Here is a 21130-nt window from a genome sequence, read left to right as displayed (position 1 = left end):
CTATTTAAGCTCAGATGCTGCCTCTACGCCAGCAAATAATCATCAATGCTTGTATATGCGTATCCATGCGCTGCCGCAACCGCCTCATACGTCACTTTGCCGCCGATGGCATTAATGCCCTTCGCCAGTGCTTTATCATACCGGGCTGCGGAGCGGAGTCCTTTGCTAGCTATTCTCAAACCATAAGGTGCCGTTACATTAGTCAATGCCATGGTGGAGGTTCTGGCTACTGCGCCCGGCATGTTGGCTACGGCATAGTGAATAACGCCATGCTTCTCATAGGTAGGGTTGTCATGGGTTGTAATCCGGTCGATCGTCTCGATCGAGCCCCCTTGATCAATCGCCACATCCACGATGACCGATCCCGGGCTCATCTCCTTCACCATTTCTTCCGTTACGAGGCGCGGAGCCCGGGCACCGGGGATCAACACCGCTCCCACAACAAGATCCGCCGCCTTCACCGTCTCCGCAATGTGATACGGATCAGACATGATCGTTTTGACCCGTCCCTGGAACAGATCATCCAGCTGACGCAGCCGCCCCGGATTAATATCGAGAATGCTGACGTCCGCGCCAAGACCCAGAGCAATTCTTGCCGCATTGGTGCCAACGATTCCACCGCCAATGACCGCAACTTTACCCGGCGCTACACCAGGAACGCCGCTTAGAAGAACGCCCTTGCCGCCATGCGCCTTCTCCAGGAAATGGGCACCGATTTGAATGGACATTCTTCCCGCCACTTCGCTCATCGGTGTAAGCAATGGCAGGCTGCCATCCGTCAGCTGTATCGTTTCGTAAGCAACAGCACTCACCTTCCGGTCAACCAGCGCTTTGGTCAGCTCGGGCTCGGGAGCCAGGTGCAAATAGGTGTACAGGATCATTTCCTCCTGAAAATAATCATACTCCTCCTGCAGGGGTTCCTTTACCTTCACAACCATTTCGGCTTTCCACGCATCTGCAGCCGTTGCAACCACCTTGGCACCAGCCGCTCTATAATCTTCATCTGTAAAGCCAATGCCAAGACCAGCCCCAGATTGTACAAGCACTTCGTGCCCCGCATTTTTAAAACTGATGACGGTACCCGGCGTCATGCCGACACGGCTTTCGTTATTTTTGATTTCTTTGGGAACCCCAATGATCATCCCCATGGCCTCCTTAGTGGTCAACTTTGCCTATCTAATTGCATTGTACCTATTTTTGCCCAAACTGTGTACCTGTCTAAGGTCAGGGATTGTCCATCCGATTTCATTACTATGTATCTGCAGTATATGCAAATCCATAACTGGCTGCATACAAAAGATCACCTCTCTTTATGCGACTGAAGCGAATGTGCGTTATCCTTCTTGGCTTCAGCCCTTATGAGAGGTGATCATTCAGCTTGACTTCACGTCGATTTCAAGATGCTCACATACTACATGCATTCATTTCATGGCTTTCGTTAAAGTAACATGTTCACCGATGCGGTCTGCTGTTCATTTACCACATTAAGCTGGATGCGGCAGTTGCGGTCACACTTTCTCCCGATCTTTCCCTTTATCGGATTCGCCTGCATTTTTGTTGGCCGTATCCCGGTCGAGCTGCATCTCCTCCACGGTCTTGACCTTAAGTCTGGCGGCACCTTCATACTGAAGAGTCGGAATCAGGTTCCCGGCTGCAAGTCGCTTCTTCGCTGCGGCAATCGAATCCGCATACTGTGGAAGCCACGTTTCACCAGCAACCAGCATTTCATCAACCAGCTGCCAAATTTCCTTCGGATTGTTTACCGCTCCAATCAACGGATCCATCATAAACGCCTGACGAAGCAGCAGGTCGTCACCGTGAACCGCGGCTTCAACCGCCAATCGCTGAACCGATATACTCACGCTGCACACAGCCGCCGGTCCAAGTGGCAGCTCGCCTATCAGCGGCATGGAAACTCCGTTGCGGTCTACGTAACCCGGCGCTTCGATAATCGCATCATCCGGCAGATTGGAGATAATGCCTTCGTTCACGACATTAAAGTGTCCACGGTATACCCGGCCGGTTTCCAAGCCTTCAATGATGTAAGAGCCATGCTCCTCTCCCCGATGTTCGGGCCTAAATACCATGGCCGGATCCTTCATCCAGTTCGGAAAATCGGTCTCGAACCAGCTGCGACCCTCGGTGCAAATGCGCAAATATCCACCCGTCTCTCCATTAATCCAGCTGCCAAGATCAATCCACTCCGTAATTTCCTCCGGCCGCTTTCGGTACCATGGGACATATTCGCTGAGATGGCCATTGGATTCCGTACTGTAGTAGCCGAAGCGCCGCAGCATATCGATGCGTACCTTCTCTGTTTGGCTGTACTCCGGATGCCGTTCGAACGCCTCCAGCAGCCCGCTCGTCAAATCCTTGCCTTGATGAGAGGCTTGGATATACCAGGTTTGATGATTAATACCCGCGCAGACAATATCAACGTCTTGTTTCTTCAAGCCATACACCTCTGCGATTTGGTGGTGCCCATGCTGAACACCATGACATAAACCAATCGTCCGCACGCCGCCATACTGATGGCAGGCCCACGTCAGCATCGCCATCGGATTCGAATAATTCAGCAGCAGCGCATCGGGTGCACACATCTCCCGAATATCCTTGCATATGCCCAGCATCTCTGGAATTCCCCGCTGCCCGTACATAATGCCGCCTGCACACAACGTGTCACCTACACACTGATCGATGCCATATTTCAGTGGAATCTCGATGTCCGTACGGAATGCTTCCAAGCCGCCAACGCGAATCGTACAAATGACATATTTGGCATCCTGCAGGGCTTGTCTTCGATCTGTGGAGGACTGAATCCTGATGGACAACCCGTTCTCGTCTATGTCTCTCTGGCACAATTCAGTAACCATATCGAGATTATGCCGACTGATGTCGGTGAAAGCCACTTCGATATTCCGAAATTCCGGCACAGTCATCAGGTCACGCAGAATTCCCCGCGTAAAGCCGATGCTCCCCGCTCCGATAAATGCAACCTTAAATGACATTGTATCCTCTCCCAGCTACAAATGAGTTTGTAATCATTGTAGCAATCGGTCGAAGGAAAGCGTTATCAATATCATGACCTCTTGAGCTCAACACCGTCAACAATCCTCACTTCTTCATAATCCCCTCACTTCGGTTCGCCGTATTTCCATGCATTCCGGTCTTGCTGGAGACGATATTCCACCGGCGTACTGCCTGTAAACTTCTTGAATAATAGATGGAAGTACTGCCTGCTGCCAACACCCACATAATCCGATATTTCATGGATGGGGATATCGGTCCGCTCCAGCAGCATCTTGGCCTTCTCCATTCGAATTCTTGTCAAATACTCGGTAATTGTCCTGCCTGTCCCTCTGCGGAATACCCGATGCAAATACCCCGGATGCAAATTCACTTCCGCTGCAACGTCCTTCACCTGAATCGGCCGATCATAATTCTGATGTAAAAAATCGATACATCGTTTGATGTACAGTTCGCTCTGCTGCACATCGCTGCGCTCCCTTTCTTCATACAGGCGAGCGATGCATACGAGCAGCTGGATGAACAGCGCATGCGTCATCGTTCTACCATCTGTTCCTCTTCGATCGAGCTCGAGCACCAGACTTCTCAGAACCGGGTACACCTCCTCCTGATCGACTAGCACCAGGGAAGTGAACGGCCGGTTCAAGAGAAACATCACCTCTTCCTCCTCGCGCATAATCTGCCTTAAGGAAGGCGCTTTGCCAGCGCTCTCCATAAACCCGAATTCCACGTTCAGCATACGGCAGGAGGTCGTCTTCTCGACGATTAACCGGTGCGGAACCTCAGCATCCAGTAGGATAAACTCCCCTTTTTTCAGCGTGACACTCTTTTCCATATGGTTAGCCTTGACATCAATTCGGCATTCCCCTGAGATCATGTACATAATCTCGGTTGAATCATGCTGATGATACGGCATTTGATAGTCCTTCCACTGCTTATAATAATAGGCGTAGAATCGCGGGACGTAATCGCCCTTCTCAAGCATCTGCTGAAACAGGCTTCCATTCACGATTGACCTTCCTCCCCTCACACTGTGTAAGGATATATTCAAGAGCACCGGCCCACGGAATGGGATGGCTCCTCTTCTGTACTATAATGGATTCGATTTATATATAAAAAAAGCCTGGCCCTTGGGCCAAGCTTATCATCATTATGCTATCCGTGCTACGAGATTTTGAAGGCCGATACCGTATGATTCAGCTCTTCCGCGAGCTCGGCAAGCGACTGCGCGGTTGCAGCCGATTCCTCACTCGTAGCCGCCGTTTCCTCTGTGGACGAGGATATCGTTTCGATGGCAGTTGCCACTTCGGCGGCCTGTGCGGCCTGCTCTTCGCTGGCAGCTGCAATGTCCATCACTTTGCCGGCCGACTCATTCACCATACTTGTAATGTGGGCAAAGGCCTCCCCGGCTTTTTCCGTGTAGACGACGCCATGCTGAACCGCCTCCACGCTATCGGCCGTATTCTTCTGCATGCCCTTGATAATGTCGGCGATCTGCTTCGTGGCTCCTCCGCTTCGTTCCGCTAATTTGCGTACTTCATCCGCCACCACAGCGAAACCTCTCCCTTGATCCCCGGCACGTGCAGCCTCAATCGTGGCGTTGAGGGCCAGCAGGTTGGTCTGCTTGGCTATATCGTCGATCACTTCGATAATCTCGCCAATGCGCTGGGAGTCTGCTTCAAGCCTGGTGACATGCTCCCGCACCCGATTCATGCCTTCAACGGATTGCTGAACGATCCCGCTGCCTTCCGACGCAATTCCGGAAGTCTGGTTGACAAGCTCTGATGCAGCCGAAGCATCGCTTGCAACCGAGTTGATTGCATTCGACCATTCCTGGAACAATTCGCTGACCGTTTGCACGGATTCCGCCTGATTGCTGCTCCCGACCGCCAGCTCCTCCGCTCCGGCAGACAGCTGCTGGGAAGCAGCAGCTACGGACGCCGCATTCATATTCACTTTGCCGATCATTTCCTTCATACTCTCCAGCAGCTGGGCGAACACTCGGGACAATGTACCAATCTCATCCGATCTGCGAAGATACGCTGCAGGAACCTTCTGCGTAAAATCTCCCTTGGACATGAACTCGCCAATCGCAACGGATGAACCTAAAGGCTTCACGATGGAACTCGTTAACAGAATCACTACAGCCCCCATAGCCAACAAGGTGACCACGCCTGCCACTATAACAGACCGGGTCATGGCCTCTGAGTTCGCCGTAATCTCCTTCATCGGAATAATAATGGCGGCTGACCATGGCGTTTCTGTCAATCCGGTCTTAATTGGCGTGTACAGCTTGTACAGATCAGGATCCTCCTCCACGTATACCTTGCCTTCCCGGATCGCATCCAGTATGAGCGGCACCGTCTCGCCAGGATAGGCTTTCCCCATCGTTTGTCCCATCAGACCGTCTTCAGGTGACGTCACGATAACGCCGGTGTTTGAATAAATATGTGCATACCCCGTATCAAACAGTTTGAACTGCTCCATAACACTCTGCAGATGTGCCAAGGAGATATCGACTCCGACCACACCAACCGTCTTTCCGTTATCGATAATGGGAACAACAAGCGATGTCATCATGACGTCTTCGTTGCCTACCTTAAAGACATACGGATCCATGATGATTTCTTTTCCGCTATTTTTGGCAAGAAGATAGAAGTCCCCCTCCCCTTCCTGCTCGTAATCTTCGATAGGTGTGTGCTCGAGCCCCGAATCCGTTCTTGCCCAGTATGACATCAACCGTCCGGAGTAATCACTGCCGAGCTTGTTTATATAATCAGCGTCCTGTCCATCAAAGGCATCCGGCTCCCATAAAGTCCAGAGCCCTTTCCAGGATGGATTGGCTTCCAGGTTTCTTCTTAATATTTCGTTAACGGCTGCCCGATTCGTGATATCCGTCTCTTTCATGCCAACTAAGCTTACGGCCAAGGTACGTGCCGAATTCATAACGTCATCCAGTTCCGCTTGAACGAGGGTGCCGATCTTCTCACTTGTTGTCATTGCCAGCGTCCTCGCTGAATCCAGAGCCTCTTCCTTCGTTGTGATACTGATGTAGGTCATCATGCTTGCCAAAAAAATGGTGATTGACCCCAAAATAACAACTAACATGCGAGTCCGGAGTTTCATCGCAAACAGAGATTTAAGAAATTTCCATGATTTCATGTTGAGTCACCCTCGCTTCTTCCTGCTGTTAAATTCATTCCACTCTTCTTCAAGCTGCACTAGAATCTCCTCAATCTCTTCCGGTGACAAGAGGTCGTCAACATCATAATCAAATAGGTCCTTTGTCATGCCGCAAGCTTTCACCTCTCCTACTTATAGACTACGTTCATCCAGTACAATAAGCATATACACTTGCATACCGTTCGTAACCGAAATTCTATTGCGTGATCGCGCAAGAATTTTGCGGGCCAACTTGCGGTTCTTGTCGAAAAACAAAGAATTGACGTCTCTTCATTCGGAGGACGCTTGCGAAATATGGCTTGCCTAAGAAAATCACTATCCCATTTGGACAAAATCGGAATCTGACAGAATTCCCATTTGCTTGGCCTTGAGAGCAGCCTCAATGCGCGACTTCACATTCAACTTCTGAAACAGATTGGTTAAACAATACTCCAGCGAGCGCTGGCTCATGATCACCGTTCCCGCAATCTCTTTGTTGCTCTTCCCCCTGGCAATCTCCTTCAGAATGCTATATTCTTTATCCGTTATAGACTGAGCTTCTGTCCCCCCCGATGTCCGTTCAGAACCATTGGCAGTAACCCGCCGAAGCTGCTTCACGAGTGTCAGCGGCAGCACCACCTCTCCACGCAGTGCACACCGAACGGCCGTGACCAGCTGCTCTTTCCCCGAAGTCTTCGAGACGAAACCAGCCATACCGGCCTCCATGATCAAGTTATAATGATTGCTGACTTCAAAGCCTGTATAGATCAGCATCACCGCATCCGGAACGATCTGGAGAATCTGCTTGGCTAGATCGATTCCGTTCATGCCCGGCATATGCATATCAATCAGCATCACATCAAAATGCACCATTCTCACCAGCTCCAGCGCCCGCTCCGGCGTATTAGCCAGCTTCACAAACATATCCTTCTCCTGCTCAAGCAGCACCTTGGTCCCCTCCATCACCGAGGGATGGTCATCCACTAATAAAATTTCAATCATCGTTTTCCATGACTCCTTCAATCTGGTATTCTTGCTTAACATGGATGAACCGCCGGGATGTTTAACCGCTGTGCTTCGGTTTCTCGCCGTTTGCTGCGGTCTCTTGCGATTTCATTTGGCGGACCCTCATTTTGCCGTTATCTGGATGTAAACAGCCAACCCCCCGCTGTCCGACGATTCGAATTGGATTTTACCGTTCATGCTCCTCACCCGTTCCTTCATGCCGCCGATCCCCATATTGTTGAATTGATTAGGCTTCTGGGTCCGGTCGATTCCAATTCCGTTATCTTCATAACTAAGGCTGACCTCATCCGACTGGGTGGACAAAGTGAGTTTCACCTCGGTTGCATTGGAATGTTTGGTGGCATTCGCAAGCAGCTCCTGTACGATTCTGTACAATCCGATTAAATGGTCATCGCTAATATCATCATCGAAGTTCGAACAGTCGAACTGTATGGAATAATTCGTACGAAGCTGCGTGAACTCAAATAAAGCTTCCAATGAGCGCTCAAGTCCCTCTTCCTTAAGCAGCGGAGGCCGAAGCTCGTTACACGTGATTCGAATCTGATAAATCACGTCCAGAAGTCCCTCCTCGATCTCCTCCAGCTGCCGCCGCAGCCCTTCTGGCAGTTCATGATCCGATACAATCTGATTTAATTTCCTGTACCATATAACCTGCTCCTGGAGCGCCGCATCATGAAGATCCTGGGACAGTCGCTTGCGCTCATTCTCGGACAAATGCAGCATGAGCCTCAGCAGCCAAAGGGGCATAATCTGCTGCGAGGAACCCAGCTTGTCCAGCTCCCTTGTCAAATCCTCGATGACGCGGAAGTTATCATACAGGACGCTGGCATACCGGGAAATGGTCTCCAGCCATATTTTCTTGGCCTGAATCATTAACAGCGGGACTTCTCCCCCGATGCAGACCATGCTGGTATCTCCGTTCATTTCACCAATCTTGACAAAATATCCGTCACACATCTCAAACAGTGTGCAGAGAGGAATATGCTCAGGACCACAATTATGGATTGCTGTAAGAACCCCTGGAGGCAGCACTTTACAGCCGCCTTGTATCTTGATGTGCAGGCTGTGGTGGTTGATCTGAATGAGGCTCACCCGATCAGTCTCCAGCACTTCCTGGATTTCCTGTACGATACGGGCATTCAATTCGCTGATTTTAACCATGCCGAAGAGGTCGGAGGAGAATCGGTCCAGGCTCATCTGCAGCCGGAAATACCGGTCCTCGCTCTCTCGGACAAGCCGCTCTGCCGCGATCCGCTCCCGCTCGGCCTTCTTCTTTTCTGTAATATCCCGAATAATGGTGAGTGCTGTATTATGGCCTATATAAGGAATTCGAGTTGTGACTGCCTCAATATCAATAATCGTCCCATCCAGCCGGACCAGCTTATTCTCAGTGAGCTGTGAGGTCATCCCGCTTTCGTACACATGTTCAACCTCGGAAATAACGAACTCAATCTGGTCAGTAGGAATAACATCCAGAAAAGAGGTCCCATCCAATTGCGCGACATCAGTTATCCCTAATAAGTCGAAGCCTGCAGGATTCGCATAAATATAAGCAAAATCCGAGTGCAGGAACATCGCAACCGGTGCAATATCCAGGATATGGCGGTTGATACGATCACTCTCCATCAAGGCTCGCTCCGCTGACTTGCGGGCCGTAATATCCTCGAAGAAAATCTCGATCGTGGTCGATTCCGCATCATACAGTGCCGTTGTCACCACATCGACCCTTGCCCCGTCAACCCGTCTTAAAGACAATTCCTCCGGGAAAACATGGCCTTTGCGGATCAGCTCCGCATGCCGTTTACGTGCCCATTCCTCATAAGAATTCAGCACCCAGTCCCAGGGATCGGTACCCAGGATATCCTCAGGACCTGCCGCCCCCAGGATTCGGAGTCCCGCCGGATTTACGTACATGAGCTTGCGTTCCTTGCACACCGCGATGGCTATAGGCGACATCTCCACGAGCCTGCGATACCGATTCATGCTTTCTTTGAGTGCTATCTCCATCTTCTTGCATTCGGTAATATCATACAGCGCCTCTTCCATGCGAAAGCGTGAAGTAATATCAATCGCAATGCCATCGACCCGTGCTGTCTGCCTGCTTTCGTTCATCGTTGGAATCATTTTCACCTGGACCCAGCGAATATCCCCTTCCGCGTGAATAATCCGGTATTCCGTATGAACAGCCTCGCCATGCCGAAGCTTGTGTACTAAAGATTGAAACAGCGGCATATCCTCCGGATGGATCATCGTTTCCCAGGTTAGCCCATCCGAGAAATCACTCCGTGAATAGCCTGTGATCTTTTGAAAGGCCAATGAAGTATTCATGATACTCCTTGTGCCGATATCGTATGACCAAATACCTACATCCAGCGTAAGCAGCATTTCGTCAAGCATATGAAATCTGCCTTCGGCAAGGTCCAATGACTGACGGCTTAACCTGCGCGGATAACGGTATCTATATAAGAACATCGTGAAGGTGGTCGTTAAGATGACCAGGATTAGCGTTGCAGTTCCAAGGAAGTAGTTACACATGCTGCTCTATTGTCCCCTTATAAAGTAAACTCACCGGTCGTTAGACGAGCGGTGCACCCCGAGTTGCCGCTGCCGCTGAACCCAAGGTTCAATTGCAGCCTTATCCTTTATCGGCAAATCCTTTGCGAAACCAAAGATCCAACAGACAGAAATTAAATATAAAAAAACCCGGTGTCGCATTCGCGAAAATAAGCGAAGCGCCCAGGCTGTTAAGGGGTATCCTGGGCACAAATAAATGCCCCAAGCGGCTATCCGCTCAGGGCATTTCAGCAGGATATCCATCCTGTTGCTCCTCATGCCAGATCCCATTCGGAATGGATCTTGGGCACATCAGAAATAAGCTGCTGGGTATAAGGATGCTGCGGATTTAAGATGACCTCTTCCGCCGGTCCCCGCTCCACCACTTTCCCCTGTTCCATGATGTACAGCGTATCGCTCACATAATAAGCCAGCCCTACGTCATGGGTAATGAAAATAATCGTCATATTGTTCTCATCCCGCAGTTTCAGGAGCATATCGAGAATCGTAGAGCGCGAGCATGCATCCACCATGGAGGTCGGCTCATCCGCAATCAGCAGCTTCGGATGAAGCATGAAGATGCGGGCGATCATCAGACGCTGCATCTGTCCGCCGGACAATTCGAACGGATACTTGTTATGCAGTTCCTCGAACTTCAGATTCACGAAGGAGCAGGCTTCCTTCATCTTGCGAAGCTGCTCCTCTTTTGTCAGATTGACACCCTGCAGCTTGATGCAATCGAGCAGCAGCTTTTCAACTTTGTAGAACAGATTAAACGAGGAGAACGGATCCTGAAAAATCGCCTGGATATTTTTCCAATATCGCTTGCGGTCTCCATGCCGCTTCAACTGCCTCGGCTTGCCCATATACTCAATTGAGCCGCTGCTCTCCTTCAGCAAGCCCATGATCATTTTGGCCAGCGTCGTTTTGCCGCTTCCGCTCTCGCCGACGATGGATATGATTTCACCTTCGTGAAAGGCAAAACTGACATCCTCCACGGCGGTTGTCTTCTGTTTCCCATAACCGAACACCTTCGTCAGATGCTCTCCCCGAATCAGTACATCATTCTGCTTCATTTGCATACCACTCCTTAAGCACTTCAGGCTCCACGATGCATCGATAGATGCGATCCCCCGCGGTTTGGCTCTCGATTTTCCCTTTCCGGCACGTTTCCTGGACATAGGAACAGCGGTCTGCAAACCGGCAGCCTTCCGGCACGTTCTTCAGATTGGGCGGCGTTCCCGGGATCGCGGCAAGCTTATGGCCCTTCATGCCTTCCTCCGGCACGATGATGGAGCCCATCAGTTTCTTGGTATAGGGATGGATCGGATCGAAGATCATCTGCTCTGCGGTTCCGCGCTCCACAATCTCTCCTGCGTACATAACAATGATGTCATCCGTGACATGATAGAGCAGCGGCAGCTCGTGTGTAATAAAGACAAGCGACTGAATAAAGCCTCGGTCCAGCAGGCTTTTCAGCAGCTTGATGACCGCTTTCTGCGAGGTTACATCCAGAGCCGAGGTCGGCTCATCCGCAATCAGCACTTTCGGATTCAGAATGGTGGAGATAGCAATGACCGTCCGCTGTTTCATACCGCCTGACAGTTCGTTCGGGTAGGAGTGGAGCACCTTGGGGGACAAGTTCAAGGTTTCGAACCGTTCTGCCGCCATGTCCCACACCTGTTTCTTGTTCAGCTCGGGTCGGTGCTCCTTCATAATATCCTCGATAAAATGTATGATTTTGAGTGTAGGATTCAATGCATTCATAGCTGCCTGCGGAATGTACGATATCTCTCTTCCCGATACCTGGGCACGAAGCTGCTCTTTGCCTAGCTTCATGATATCCGTGCCGTTAATAACGATCGAGCCGCTGCCGAAATGCAGTGGTGGAAAATAAAATCCCATCAGGCTAAGCGCAAGCGTCGATTTGCCGCAGCCGGATTCCCCGGCGATGCCGAGCGTTTTCCCCTTCTCAAGCGAAAAACTCACGCCGTCTACAGCATATACATGTTCCTTCAGCCGGGTTCGGTAATATGTCTTCAGTCCATGAACTTCCAGTATATTTGTGCTCAAAACACCCATCAGCTCCTAATCTTCGGATTGAAAATTTCATCCATGCCGGTGTTCATCATGTACAAGGAGAAGGTAATGATTGCAATGGAGATCGCTGCCGGGATGAATGCCCACCAAGCGCCGGCAACCGGTGCTTCAAACACGAGCGCCCAGTTCATGATGATGCCGAGGGAGATCGTGTTGTACGGCCCCAGCCCGAGCATCGAGATGGAGGCTTCGGAGAGAATGCCCGATGCCGTCTGCAGCACGAAGGCCATAACCACATAGGAAGCGATGTACGGCAAAATTTCCGAGAGAATAATTCGCGGCGTGCTGTATCCGGAGATTTTGGCAATATTGACATGATCCCGGTTTCGCAATGAGGAGGTTTGTGCCCGCACGGCTCTGGCCGTCCATGGCCAGCTGGTAATTCCAATGATGACCGCCGTGACAAACGAGCTGCGCGAATCGATGCTGACCGAAATCAGAATCAGAATGACAAAGGAAGGAATGACGATAAAGATGTTTGTGATCGCAGTTAGCAGGTTGTCAATCATCCCCCCGATATAACCTGAAGCAAGACCGATGACAAGTCCGATCACGGTAGCGAATACACCGGCAATCAGTCCAACCTGCAAGGAGGTTCGGATGCCATAGATCAGTTCGAGAAATAAATCCCTGCCGAAATTATCCGAGCCCAGCAGCAGCTTTGAATCCGGAGGCTGATAGGCAAGCGCGATCATCTCCAGCGGGTCATTGCGGTTAAACAGCGGGTAGATCAGAATCAGACCGATCATGGCCAGCAGCATGCAGGCTCCGAACATAAACTTTGGTGATTTGATCAATATGCGAAATGAACTGTTCATATTATTGATCCTCCATCTGAGCGGCCTTAATTCTTGGATCAATCCAGCCGTAGATTAAGTCAATCGTAAAGTTAGCAAGCAGCACTGCCAGGGCAATCAGTAAGGTGCAGCCCGAGATTAACGGATAATCCAGCTGCCGGATCGCGGTGAACATCCAGGTTCCGATTCCCGGATAACTGAATACGATCTCGCAGATCAGCGAGCCGCCAACCATCGTACCGATGGATAATGCCAATCCCGTAATTTGGGGCAGCATGGCATTCCGGAATACATACTTTGCAATCTTGGAATCCCGGATGCCAAGCAGCTTGCTGTACAGCACATAATCGGAATTCAGCTCATAGATGGACATTTCCCGCATGCCGATGGCTTGACCGCCAATGGTAACCAGCACAATCGACAGGAACGGCAGGGTATGATGCCTCAGTACCGAAGCAAAGAACTCAAAGCTGAGTGTTGGCACCATCTGATAATCATAGCCCCCGTGAAGAGGAAACCAGTTCAAGGACAAGGCAAACACATACAGCATAATGATTGCCAGCGTAAAGAACGGAATGGAATTCACAAACAAGGCAACCGGAAATATGACTTTATCGAATACCCCTTTGCGGTATGCCGCCACGGCACCCAGCACGTTGCCGATCAGCCAGCCGACCAGGATCGCCGGAAGCTGGAGTCCGATCGTCCATGGAACCGCCGAGGCCAGAATTTCCGTTACCGGCTTCGGATAAAGTCCGAATGAAGTGCCGAGGTTACCCGTCACCAGGTTCTTCAAATAGATCAGGAACTGCTCGCCAAGAGGCTTGTCGATTCCGAACTCGACGAGAAACGTCTCGTACACCCGTTTGATGGTATCGCTGTCGGTCATACCCTGCGTCATCTCGGAGACAATCATGCTGACCGGGTTGCCCTCAATCATCCGGGGCAGCAGAAAATTCAAAGTGACCGCAATCACCAGCGTTAGAAAATACCAGAAAAACTTCTTGACGATATATTTTCCGTAAACACTCAAGCAGCTCACCCCCAGGAATCACACACCTGAATTTGGAAAATAGACCTATATCAGGGGTCGTAAATCCGCTAATATAGGTCTTTGATCATTAATTTATACAATCAATTATGGATTTGGTACAGTGACCTGATGCCGGCTCCATCCATTGAGATTTGAGGCGGGATGTTGCTGCCGTCCCCTTCGGTAGGGAAGCCCTTCCAGACCGACTCGTTGACCGTATCAAACACCCACGGACGATACATGAGGGGGATTGAAGGAATATCCTTCAGCCAGATTTGAGTCAGCTCGGTGTAGAGCGCTTTCAATTCAGTTTCGTCGGAAATCGTTGGAATCTTCTCAATGATGGCATCTGCTTGATCATTCTTATAGCGGCCCCAGTTGTAGAACGCCATCTCGCCCATAGGGGCAACGCCCTTGGAATACATGATGGTCATGGCACGGTTCCATGGCTGGCTCGGGCTGACTCCGCCGGCAGGCGTGTTCATGATAATATCGAATTTGCCTGTCTGTAAATCATTGGTCCACACCGGTGCCTCTGGGAATTTGGTTCGAATTTCGATGCCGATGGCCTTGGCGTTCTGTGCAACGATCTCAAGCGACGCATTCCAATCGGACCAGCCGTACGGGCATTCGATTTCATAAGGACCCAGACGCGTTCCGTTCAGCACCCGGATACCGTCCTTGCCCTTCGCAGCGCCGATGGAATCGAGCAGTGCATTAGCTGCATCCACATCCGTTGTCCACTGCAGCGGTTTAATGGCTGCTTGATCCACGTACTTCGCTTCCGCATCGGTATTGAGTGTCAATGAAGGTTCCATCGGTGCCGAGTAGCCGCTGATAGCAAGCTCCGAGATTTTACTGTAATCAATCGCCATCGCAATAGCTCTTCTGACATCCGCATTGTTGAGTCCTTCCTTCGACATATTGAAGAAAATGGATGGCATGGAGCCAGGCACGTAATATGGAGCGTCCTTGATATAGGTTTTAACAGGGGCTCCGCCTTCCCACATTTTCCATACCTGCGGAATGAACTGCTGTGATACATCGACCTGACCGCTCTTGAACGCCAGATCGCCCGCTGCATTATCTTTATAAATGACATGTGAGATATATTTGGGGGCCGGCAGCTTGCCAAAAAGCGCTTGACCCCAGTAGTTATCGTCCCGTACTATCGTGATCTTCTGATCGTTGTAAAAGTACATTTTATAAGGTCCTGTTCCGACCGGGTCCTCATTTACTTCCTTGCGGATAGCAGCCAGATCATTATTGGCTTTCTTCTCAATCTCTTCCCAGATGTGTTTAGGCAGCATGGGCATAACCTCAATACTGTCGAGTACCGTCAGTTTGTTCGGATTGTCTTTATTCAGCTTGATGTTGACCGTTTGAGGTCCGTCCGCTGTTACGTCCTCAATGTAGGACCAGAAGCTGCTCCAGTTGATGTCGTACTTTTTGCCAAGCTGGTAGGTGTAGACGACATCATCTGAACTGAAGGGTTTGCCGTCGCTCCATTTGGCATCCTTATTCAGATCGAGCTTCAGCGTCAGGTCGTCGGTCCATTCGTACTTGGTGCCAAGCAGCGGCTCCAGCTCGCCTGTCAGCTGATTGACCATGAACAATGTCTCATAGATTAATTCCCTGGAATTCCCATAGTTGATTGGAAATGCCGGGTTTCCGCTGAGCAGGTTGAAATTCGTTGGCGCCCCCCATTGCAAACCGTTCACGTACAGCGTTTCGTTTCTTGGCGTTGCTTTTGCATCACCCTGCGGTGCTGGCTCTTCACTGCCTCCGGGGGCCTTTACTCCTTCCTTAGGCGGCGGATCTGATGCTGTCGGTGGCGTTACGCTCTGGCATCCGGCAGCAAAAAAAGACGCGACCAGCAAAAGAATGAACATGGGTCTCAAAACTGTTTTCAGCTTCACTTGTGAACCCTCCATTCATGAAAATGTGTTCGTCTCTTTAATGCTGAGTGTGTCGATTAAGGCATGGTTGTATGCAAGCGCTTTCTTGATGGATTTATATGTTCCTCATTTCAATCTGAGTACTATTAAATTTGTTGTTTTCGTTTCAATCCTCAAGGATTTTTCCAATTTGCGTCGAACATGAATGGAAATGGATAATCTAGCGGACGATTCGATTTCCAACAAAGGGGTGGGCCTGCTGCCTGTGATTAAAGACGTTTTATTGCAGCTATTGTTTGCGTTGATGCCTTTTGTCGCGTACAACATCTATTACAGAAAACTGACAGTCAACTATTCCCGCAATTTCATCCTCCTCATCTGTTCGTTGTGCATGCTGCTGTCGATGACCTTTGCTTCGTCTGTTCAAAGCGGGCTGATCTTTGACGTCCGATATGTCATTATGTTCTTTGGCATATTATTCGGAGGTTTCATGACCGGGGCTATCCTGCTAATCGAATTTCTGATCTATCGGCTGCATATTGGCGGTTCCGGCATGATCGACGCCATCATTATATTGATCATTACCTTCCCGCTATCCGTTCTGCTGGCCACCCTCTACCATAAAAGCAAACATAAGTTTTGGATTGTTTTTATTGCCGGCATCAGCTTTTCACTCATCCCGCTCCTGGTGCTCTATATAACAAAACCTGATTATATCCTGAGTCATTTTATATTTAACGTCCTGGTTATGCCTGTCCATAATTCTCTGGGCATATGGCTGCTCGTTACCCTATTTAACAAATCGGTATCCGACAAGGAACTATACCTGCAATATATCCAGAATGAGAAAGCCGAGGCCGTGAACCATGTGGCCGCATCCCTTGCCCATGAGGTTCGCAATCCGCTGACTACCGTGCTCGGGTTCCTGCAATTAATCAAGAGTGGTACGTTTCCTCAGGAAAAAACGGACCGCTTTCTCGAGATCAGCATGGAAGAAATAAGGCGCACCGAGCAAATCTTGTCTGAATATCTGTCGATCAGCAAACCTCTCGTTCCATTTCAGCAAAAACTTGAGCTCACCGCTCAGATCAGATCCGTTGTCGAACTGATGACCTCGTATGCCAATATGAGTAATATCACACTCAGCGCCGACTACCCTGAGCTCCCCGTCTACATTTCAGGCAGTCCCGCCGAGCTCAAGCAGCTGTTGGTCAACTTTATCAAGAATGCAATTGAGGCCAGCAGAGATGTCGATAAAGGCTGCGTCAACATCCGAATCTATGAAGAAGCAGAGCAGGTCGCCATCGAAATTCAGGACAACGGGATCGGCATGAATCCTGAGCAATTGAGCCGTCTCGGTTCTATTTATTATTCCACCAAAATGAGCGGCACCGGCCTTGGGCTCACCTTCTCATACCAGGCCATCCGCGCTATGGATGGCAGTGTTTCAGTACGAAGCTCGCCAAGATCCGGAACCGTGTTCCTCATCAACCTCCCGCTTGCTGCCACAGATCCATGAGTTCGCGAAGCCGCTATAAGGGCAAAGAGAGAGGCTCCTGAACCGGAGCCTCTCTCTTTTTACTACTCTAGCAAGCGAATTTCTTTTGCCTCAAAACTTCTATTGTTTTTGCTAATATTCAACGGCTTTTTTAGTGTAATCCGAATAAGGTCGTTCGTCTTTAGACTATCCAGCTGGATGGTCTCTCCCTGGCTGTCCTTCAATGAAGTATCTTCTGTGACACGGACTTCACAGGGATAACCCTCATCCGTGTGATTCTTCCTGTTTCGGTTTACTTCGTCAGAGCAGTCAACGGTAATCTTGTCGTCTCCCACTGAATAAATCGCAGACTCAAAAACCGATACATCCCGGGCACATCCAACAGAAAGGAGCAGCACGATCAGAGTGAATAATAGCCTCAGCTTCACGTTCCAACCTCCCTTATAATGAACCTTTATTAGAGGAAGCCTAGGAAGCACTGCACTCGATTTCCGCTAGATTATGCAAGAAGGTAACCGCAGCTTATTCTGCGCAGAGGGCATACGTGGACAGCGGCTTAATGCCATGTGTCAGCTTCGCTTCCTGGAGCAGATAGATTTCGGATTGAATCAGGGTAACCAGCTTGGACGGAGCCTTCTCTATGTCGCTCAGTTCGGACTGGTAGGATTGCAGGGTCATATCCACTTCCCAGAGCCCATCCTGGAGCTGAGGTGAATAGAAGGTTTTCTCCCGGCGCACGCTCCAGCCGGACTGCTCGGCAATCCCCTTTATCTGCCCTGGCGTAAACAGTGTTCGAACATTGGAGCTGCTGTTCTTCTTAAACACTTCATATTGGGCTTGGACCAGAACCGCCAGCAAATGCGGATATTGCTCTGGATGCGTGATTCTGGGATCCCATTCCGCAAAGCAGAGCCTGCGTCCCCACGCTCTGGCTTTTTGCAATACGGCCTCCAACTGCTCTGCCGATTCGAAATACCATGAACAATGAGACAGCACAACGATATCGAAGGAATTCTCTTCGTAGTCAAGAAGCGGCGACAGTATGTCCGTTTCCAAATCAATCTGTATCCGTGAGCCCAGCGGCGATTGCGTTAACCGTTCGGAGGCGGCGCCCAGCGTCACCGGGGCTCCATAATGGGGAGGTGCTGTGTCCACACCATGCACAAAACCGGATTCGCCCGCAAAATAAGCAAGCACCGCGGTTGTATCCCCTTGCCCGCATCCAATCTCCAGAATGCGGTCTCCTTCCCGGATTCCCCAAAACTCGGCAAGCTTCAGACGATGCTCTGTTTGGATCCGCTGGATTTCGACTCCGGCCTGATCCACAGCCATGCATTCAATAATATAATCGATTGGGTTATGAATTATAGCTCCCCCCTTGAAGATTGATCTTAAATCTTATGTAAATGTCGATAAAGCTCGGGGTATCGACTCTTCAAATTTATTATATCACCGCCTTAACGCACATTGCCCAAAATTACTAAACCTTTTTAAATCTGCATTGCTTGCACACAACACCCTCCTACTCCTGCTTGCTCCTCTAGCTCACCTATGGTGTCAAAAAAACCCAAGCAGCGGGAAACCCTCCCCGCTGCTTGAGTTACGATTGCTGCATCTCATGTTATTGGAATTTCGGGAGCCAGTCTCCGTGTGCTTCAATGAGATCGTCGCACAGGCTCTTGATGTCATCAATGGACAACTCGGCAGCCGTATGCGGATCCAGCATCGCTGCATGGTAAATATGCTCCTTCTTGCCTGTTGCCGCCGCTTCCAATGTCAGCAGTTGGGTATTGATATTCGTCCGGTTCAGTGCCGCACACTGCGGAGGCAGATCTCCCACGTAGGTTGGTGTTACACCGCTGGCATCGACCAGACAAGGAACCTCTACGCAAGCTTCCTTCGGAAGATTCGTGATCAGTCCCGTGTTCATCACGTTACCTCCGATTTTGAACGGAACATTCGTCTCAATGGCTTCGAGAATATAGGATGCATATTCATGGGAACGGTGATGCGTTAGGTCCTGGTTGCTTACCAGATCCTCGCGCATCGCCTTCCAGCCCTCAATCTGATTCACGCAGCGCCGCGGATATTCATCCAGCGGAATGTTGAATCGCTCGATCAGCTCCGGATAATTGCGCTTGATGAAGTAAGGATGGTACTCCGCGTTATGCTCAGAGGATTCCGTAATGTAATAACCGAAGTTCAGCATCATTTCCAGACGAACCATATCATGATGTTTCTCTTTCTGCTTCTCGGCTGCGCGTCTTTTAATTTCAGGATACAGGTCCACGCCATCCTTCGTTACCTCAAGCAGCCATGCCATATGGTTGATACCGGCGATTTTGGCCTGTACACCTTCCGTTTCCATGCCCAGATTTCTGAACAGGTCCGGAATGCAGGCCTGTACGCTGTGGCATAGACCTACCGTTTGCACGCCGCCCAGCGTATTCATCGCATTGGTCAGCACCGCCATCGGATTCGTGTAGTTCAGGAAGAGCGCGTCCGGACAGACCTCCCGGATATCGGCTGCAAAATCCAGCATCACCGGAATGGTACGAAGATTGCGGAATATTCCGCCAATACCCACCGTATCCGCGATGGTTTGTCTCAGACCGTACTTTTTCGGAATCTCGAAATCCGTAATCGTACAGGGATCGTACCCTCCAACCTGGATCGCGTTTACCACATATTTAGCCCCGCGCAGAGCTTCCTTGCGGTCACTGTATGATTTGACGACACAGGTGCTGCCGCTGGTTTTCTTTATGTTGTTGAGCATGTTCTCAGAGTCTTTCAAACGGACCGGATCAATGTCAAACAAAGCGAGTTCGAATCCCTGCAATGCCGGTGTTTGCATACAATCACCCAGGACGTTCTTGGCAAACACCGTACTACCTGCTCCGATAAATGTAATCTTAGACATAAATAAATGCCCTCCTTAAACTCCATAAATAGATACGCTTTCACAAGACTAACTATAAGATAATCAGTCTTTTTTGAATATGGAGCAAAACAAGGGCGATATGGACATTTGTTGTTTCATTATGTAAGCTAGCCCTAACAGATTATCCTGCTTCAACAAATTGATTACGGTGCACGTTAAAGGAGGCGACAGCTGTATGTCCATTCTGCCAGACCATACGCTCTACACGATAGGCATGAATCCTTCACCGGGCGGCCACGATCTCAACCTCCTGTTCAGCGGTGAAGGAACGCCCGTTCCACGTCATAAAATCGGTCCCATCATTCATGATTACTGCCTCATTCATACGGTCTTAACCGGAGAAGGCGTGTTTGAATGCGCCGGGACGGTTCATCACTGCACAGCAGGCGATACCTTCGTGATCCTCCCAGGCGTTCTCTTCAGCTATGAAGCCCATGAGCGGAATCCGTGGCACTACAACTGGGTCGCTTTGCAGGAAAAAGGAACCCACATGCTGCTGGCCGACATGGGTATCACCCCGGCTAAACCGATCATCCCTTGCACGGACGAGGCCGAACTGGACGCTCTGGCATCCATGTACCGCCATATCCGTCTGGGCTTTAACCAATCAGACCAGCCCTGGCTTGAAGATCTCCAGGCATCTGGTTGGCTCAGACTGCTGCTCCATAAGCTGGCGATGTTAAATCGCGAGCACCTTCCTTCGAACTCCCGTGACGTGCCTGATATTGAACGGGGTGTAAGGCAGACCGAGCGATGGATTTCAACCCAATATCACCAGCAGCTATCCATTGATCAGATGGCCAAGACGCTTGGGTACCATCGGGCTCATCTCTCCAAAATATTTAAGCAGCAGACCGGCCTATCCCCCATGCAATACCTCATGAAGGTACGCATGGAGAAAGCCAAATCCCTGATGAAATCCTCCTTCTCCATTCACGAGATTGCCTCTTCTGTCGGTTTCAATGATGCGCTCTATTTCTCCAAGCAGTTCCGCAGATGGACAGGCATGACCCCGAGCGAGTATAAATTCAGTCTGGAAAAGGGGGAGCGAACGAGTCAACATCAGAATCCGTAAACATCCGATGTAATCCCTGG

The 21130-nt window shown here is 50.2% G+C and carries 17 protein-coding genes; 2 read left to right on the top strand and 15 right to left on the bottom strand.

Features of this window, described 5'->3' with window-relative positions:
- Positions 1–23: 23 nt before the first annotated feature.
- The 12 genes from ald to PGL02S_RS21075 all read right to left on the bottom strand — a co-directional run bounded on the left by ald (position 24) and on the right by PGL02S_RS21075 (position 15617).
- Positions 24–1142, bottom strand: coding sequence for an alanine dehydrogenase (gene ald / locus PGL02S_RS21125; RefSeq protein ID WP_006208647.1), 1119 nt, complete (start codon positions 1140–1142; stop codon positions 24–26).
- Between the two features lie 366 nt (positions 1143–1508).
- A complete protein-coding gene (melA, locus tag PGL02S_RS21120; RefSeq protein WP_036641220.1) occupies positions 1509–3008 on the bottom strand; it encodes an alpha-glucosidase/alpha-galactosidase in 1500 nt (499 codons plus the stop codon).
- Positions 3009–3133: 125 nt separating this feature from the next.
- Complete coding sequence (locus PGL02S_RS21115) at positions 3134–4036, bottom strand: helix-turn-helix domain-containing protein (RefSeq protein WP_036641219.1); 903 nt, start codon at positions 4034–4036, stop codon at positions 3134–3136.
- Positions 4037–4191: 155 nt separating this feature from the next.
- A complete protein-coding gene (locus tag PGL02S_RS21110; RefSeq protein WP_036641217.1) occupies positions 4192–6189 on the bottom strand; it encodes a methyl-accepting chemotaxis protein in 1998 nt (665 codons plus the stop codon).
- A 6-nt stretch (positions 6190–6195) separates the two neighbouring features.
- On the bottom strand, positions 6196–6318 hold the full coding sequence (locus tag PGL02S_RS28895) for a hypothetical protein (protein ID WP_255308658.1): 123 nt from the start codon (positions 6316–6318) through the stop codon (positions 6196–6198).
- A 207-nt stretch (positions 6319–6525) separates the two neighbouring features.
- Entirely contained in the window at positions 6526–7191 is a 666-nt protein-coding gene (locus PGL02S_RS21105) for a response regulator (protein ID WP_006208643.1), read from the bottom strand.
- Between the two features lie 126 nt (positions 7192–7317).
- On the bottom strand, positions 7318–9750 hold the full coding sequence (locus PGL02S_RS21100; RefSeq protein WP_036641216.1) for a sensor histidine kinase: 2433 nt from the start codon (positions 9748–9750) through the stop codon (positions 7318–7320).
- 293 nt (positions 9751–10043) lie between these two features.
- Positions 10044–10844 carry an ABC transporter ATP-binding protein gene (locus tag PGL02S_RS21095; protein WP_036641213.1) on the bottom strand — a complete coding sequence of 267 codons (801 nt, stop codon included), beginning with the start codon at positions 10842–10844 and terminating at the stop codon, positions 10044–10046.
- Positions 10831–11841 carry an ABC transporter ATP-binding protein gene (locus PGL02S_RS21090; RefSeq protein WP_036641261.1) on the bottom strand — a complete coding sequence of 337 codons (1011 nt, stop codon included), beginning with the start codon at positions 11839–11841 and terminating at the stop codon, positions 10831–10833. Before PGL02S_RS21090 ends, PGL02S_RS21095 begins: the two co-directional genes overlap by 14 nt.
- A gap of 8 nt (positions 11842–11849) precedes the next feature.
- A complete protein-coding gene (locus PGL02S_RS21085) occupies positions 11850–12686 on the bottom strand; it encodes an ABC transporter permease (protein ID WP_036641211.1) in 837 nt (278 codons plus the stop codon).
- 1 nt (position 12687) lies between these two features.
- Entirely contained in the window at positions 12688–13698 is a 1011-nt protein-coding gene (locus tag PGL02S_RS21080) for an ABC transporter permease (protein ID WP_006208637.1), read from the bottom strand.
- A gap of 101 nt (positions 13699–13799) precedes the next feature.
- On the bottom strand, positions 13800–15617 hold the full coding sequence (locus PGL02S_RS21075) for an ABC transporter substrate-binding protein (protein WP_036641210.1): 1818 nt from the start codon (positions 15615–15617) through the stop codon (positions 13800–13802).
- Between the two features lie 190 nt (positions 15618–15807).
- Here PGL02S_RS21075 and PGL02S_RS21070 point away from each other — a divergent pair, with 190 nt between their 5' ends.
- The gene (locus PGL02S_RS21070) at positions 15808–17115 is read left to right on the top strand and encodes an ATP-binding protein (RefSeq protein WP_051449239.1); all 1308 of its coding nucleotides are present in this window, start codon (positions 15808–15810) and stop codon (positions 17113–17115) included.
- Between the two features lie 62 nt (positions 17116–17177).
- Here PGL02S_RS21070 and PGL02S_RS21065 read toward each other — a convergent pair whose 3' ends face one another.
- From PGL02S_RS21065 to melA (PGL02S_RS21055), 3 genes are all read right to left on the bottom strand, one after another.
- Positions 17178–17522, bottom strand: coding sequence for a hypothetical protein (locus PGL02S_RS21065; RefSeq protein WP_006208635.1), 345 nt, complete (start codon positions 17520–17522; stop codon positions 17178–17180).
- 94 nt (positions 17523–17616) lie between these two features.
- A complete protein-coding gene (locus PGL02S_RS21060) occupies positions 17617–18426 on the bottom strand; it encodes a class I SAM-dependent methyltransferase (protein WP_051449238.1) in 810 nt (269 codons plus the stop codon).
- A gap of 289 nt (positions 18427–18715) precedes the next feature.
- Positions 18716–20014: an alpha-glucosidase/alpha-galactosidase gene (gene melA, locus PGL02S_RS21055; RefSeq protein ID WP_006208633.1), complete on the bottom strand. Its 1299-nt coding sequence runs from the start codon at positions 20012–20014 to the stop codon at positions 18716–18718.
- 196 nt (positions 20015–20210) lie between these two features.
- Between melA (PGL02S_RS21055) and PGL02S_RS21050 the strand changes: the two genes are divergently transcribed.
- Positions 20211–21110 (top strand): helix-turn-helix transcriptional regulator, encoded by a 900-nt coding sequence (locus PGL02S_RS21050; protein WP_006208632.1) that lies wholly within the window; start codon positions 20211–20213, stop codon positions 21108–21110.
- The last annotated feature ends 20 nt before the right edge of the window (positions 21111–21130 follow it).

The sequence above is a fragment of the Paenibacillus glucanolyticus NBRC 15330 genome (genome assembly GCF_004000885.1).
Lineage (GTDB): Bacteria > Bacillota > Bacilli > Paenibacillales > Paenibacillaceae > Paenibacillus_AQ > Paenibacillus_AQ glucanolyticus.
The sequence above is the reverse complement of the archived record's forward strand: the minus strand, read 5'-3'. Positions and strand labels throughout refer to the sequence as shown.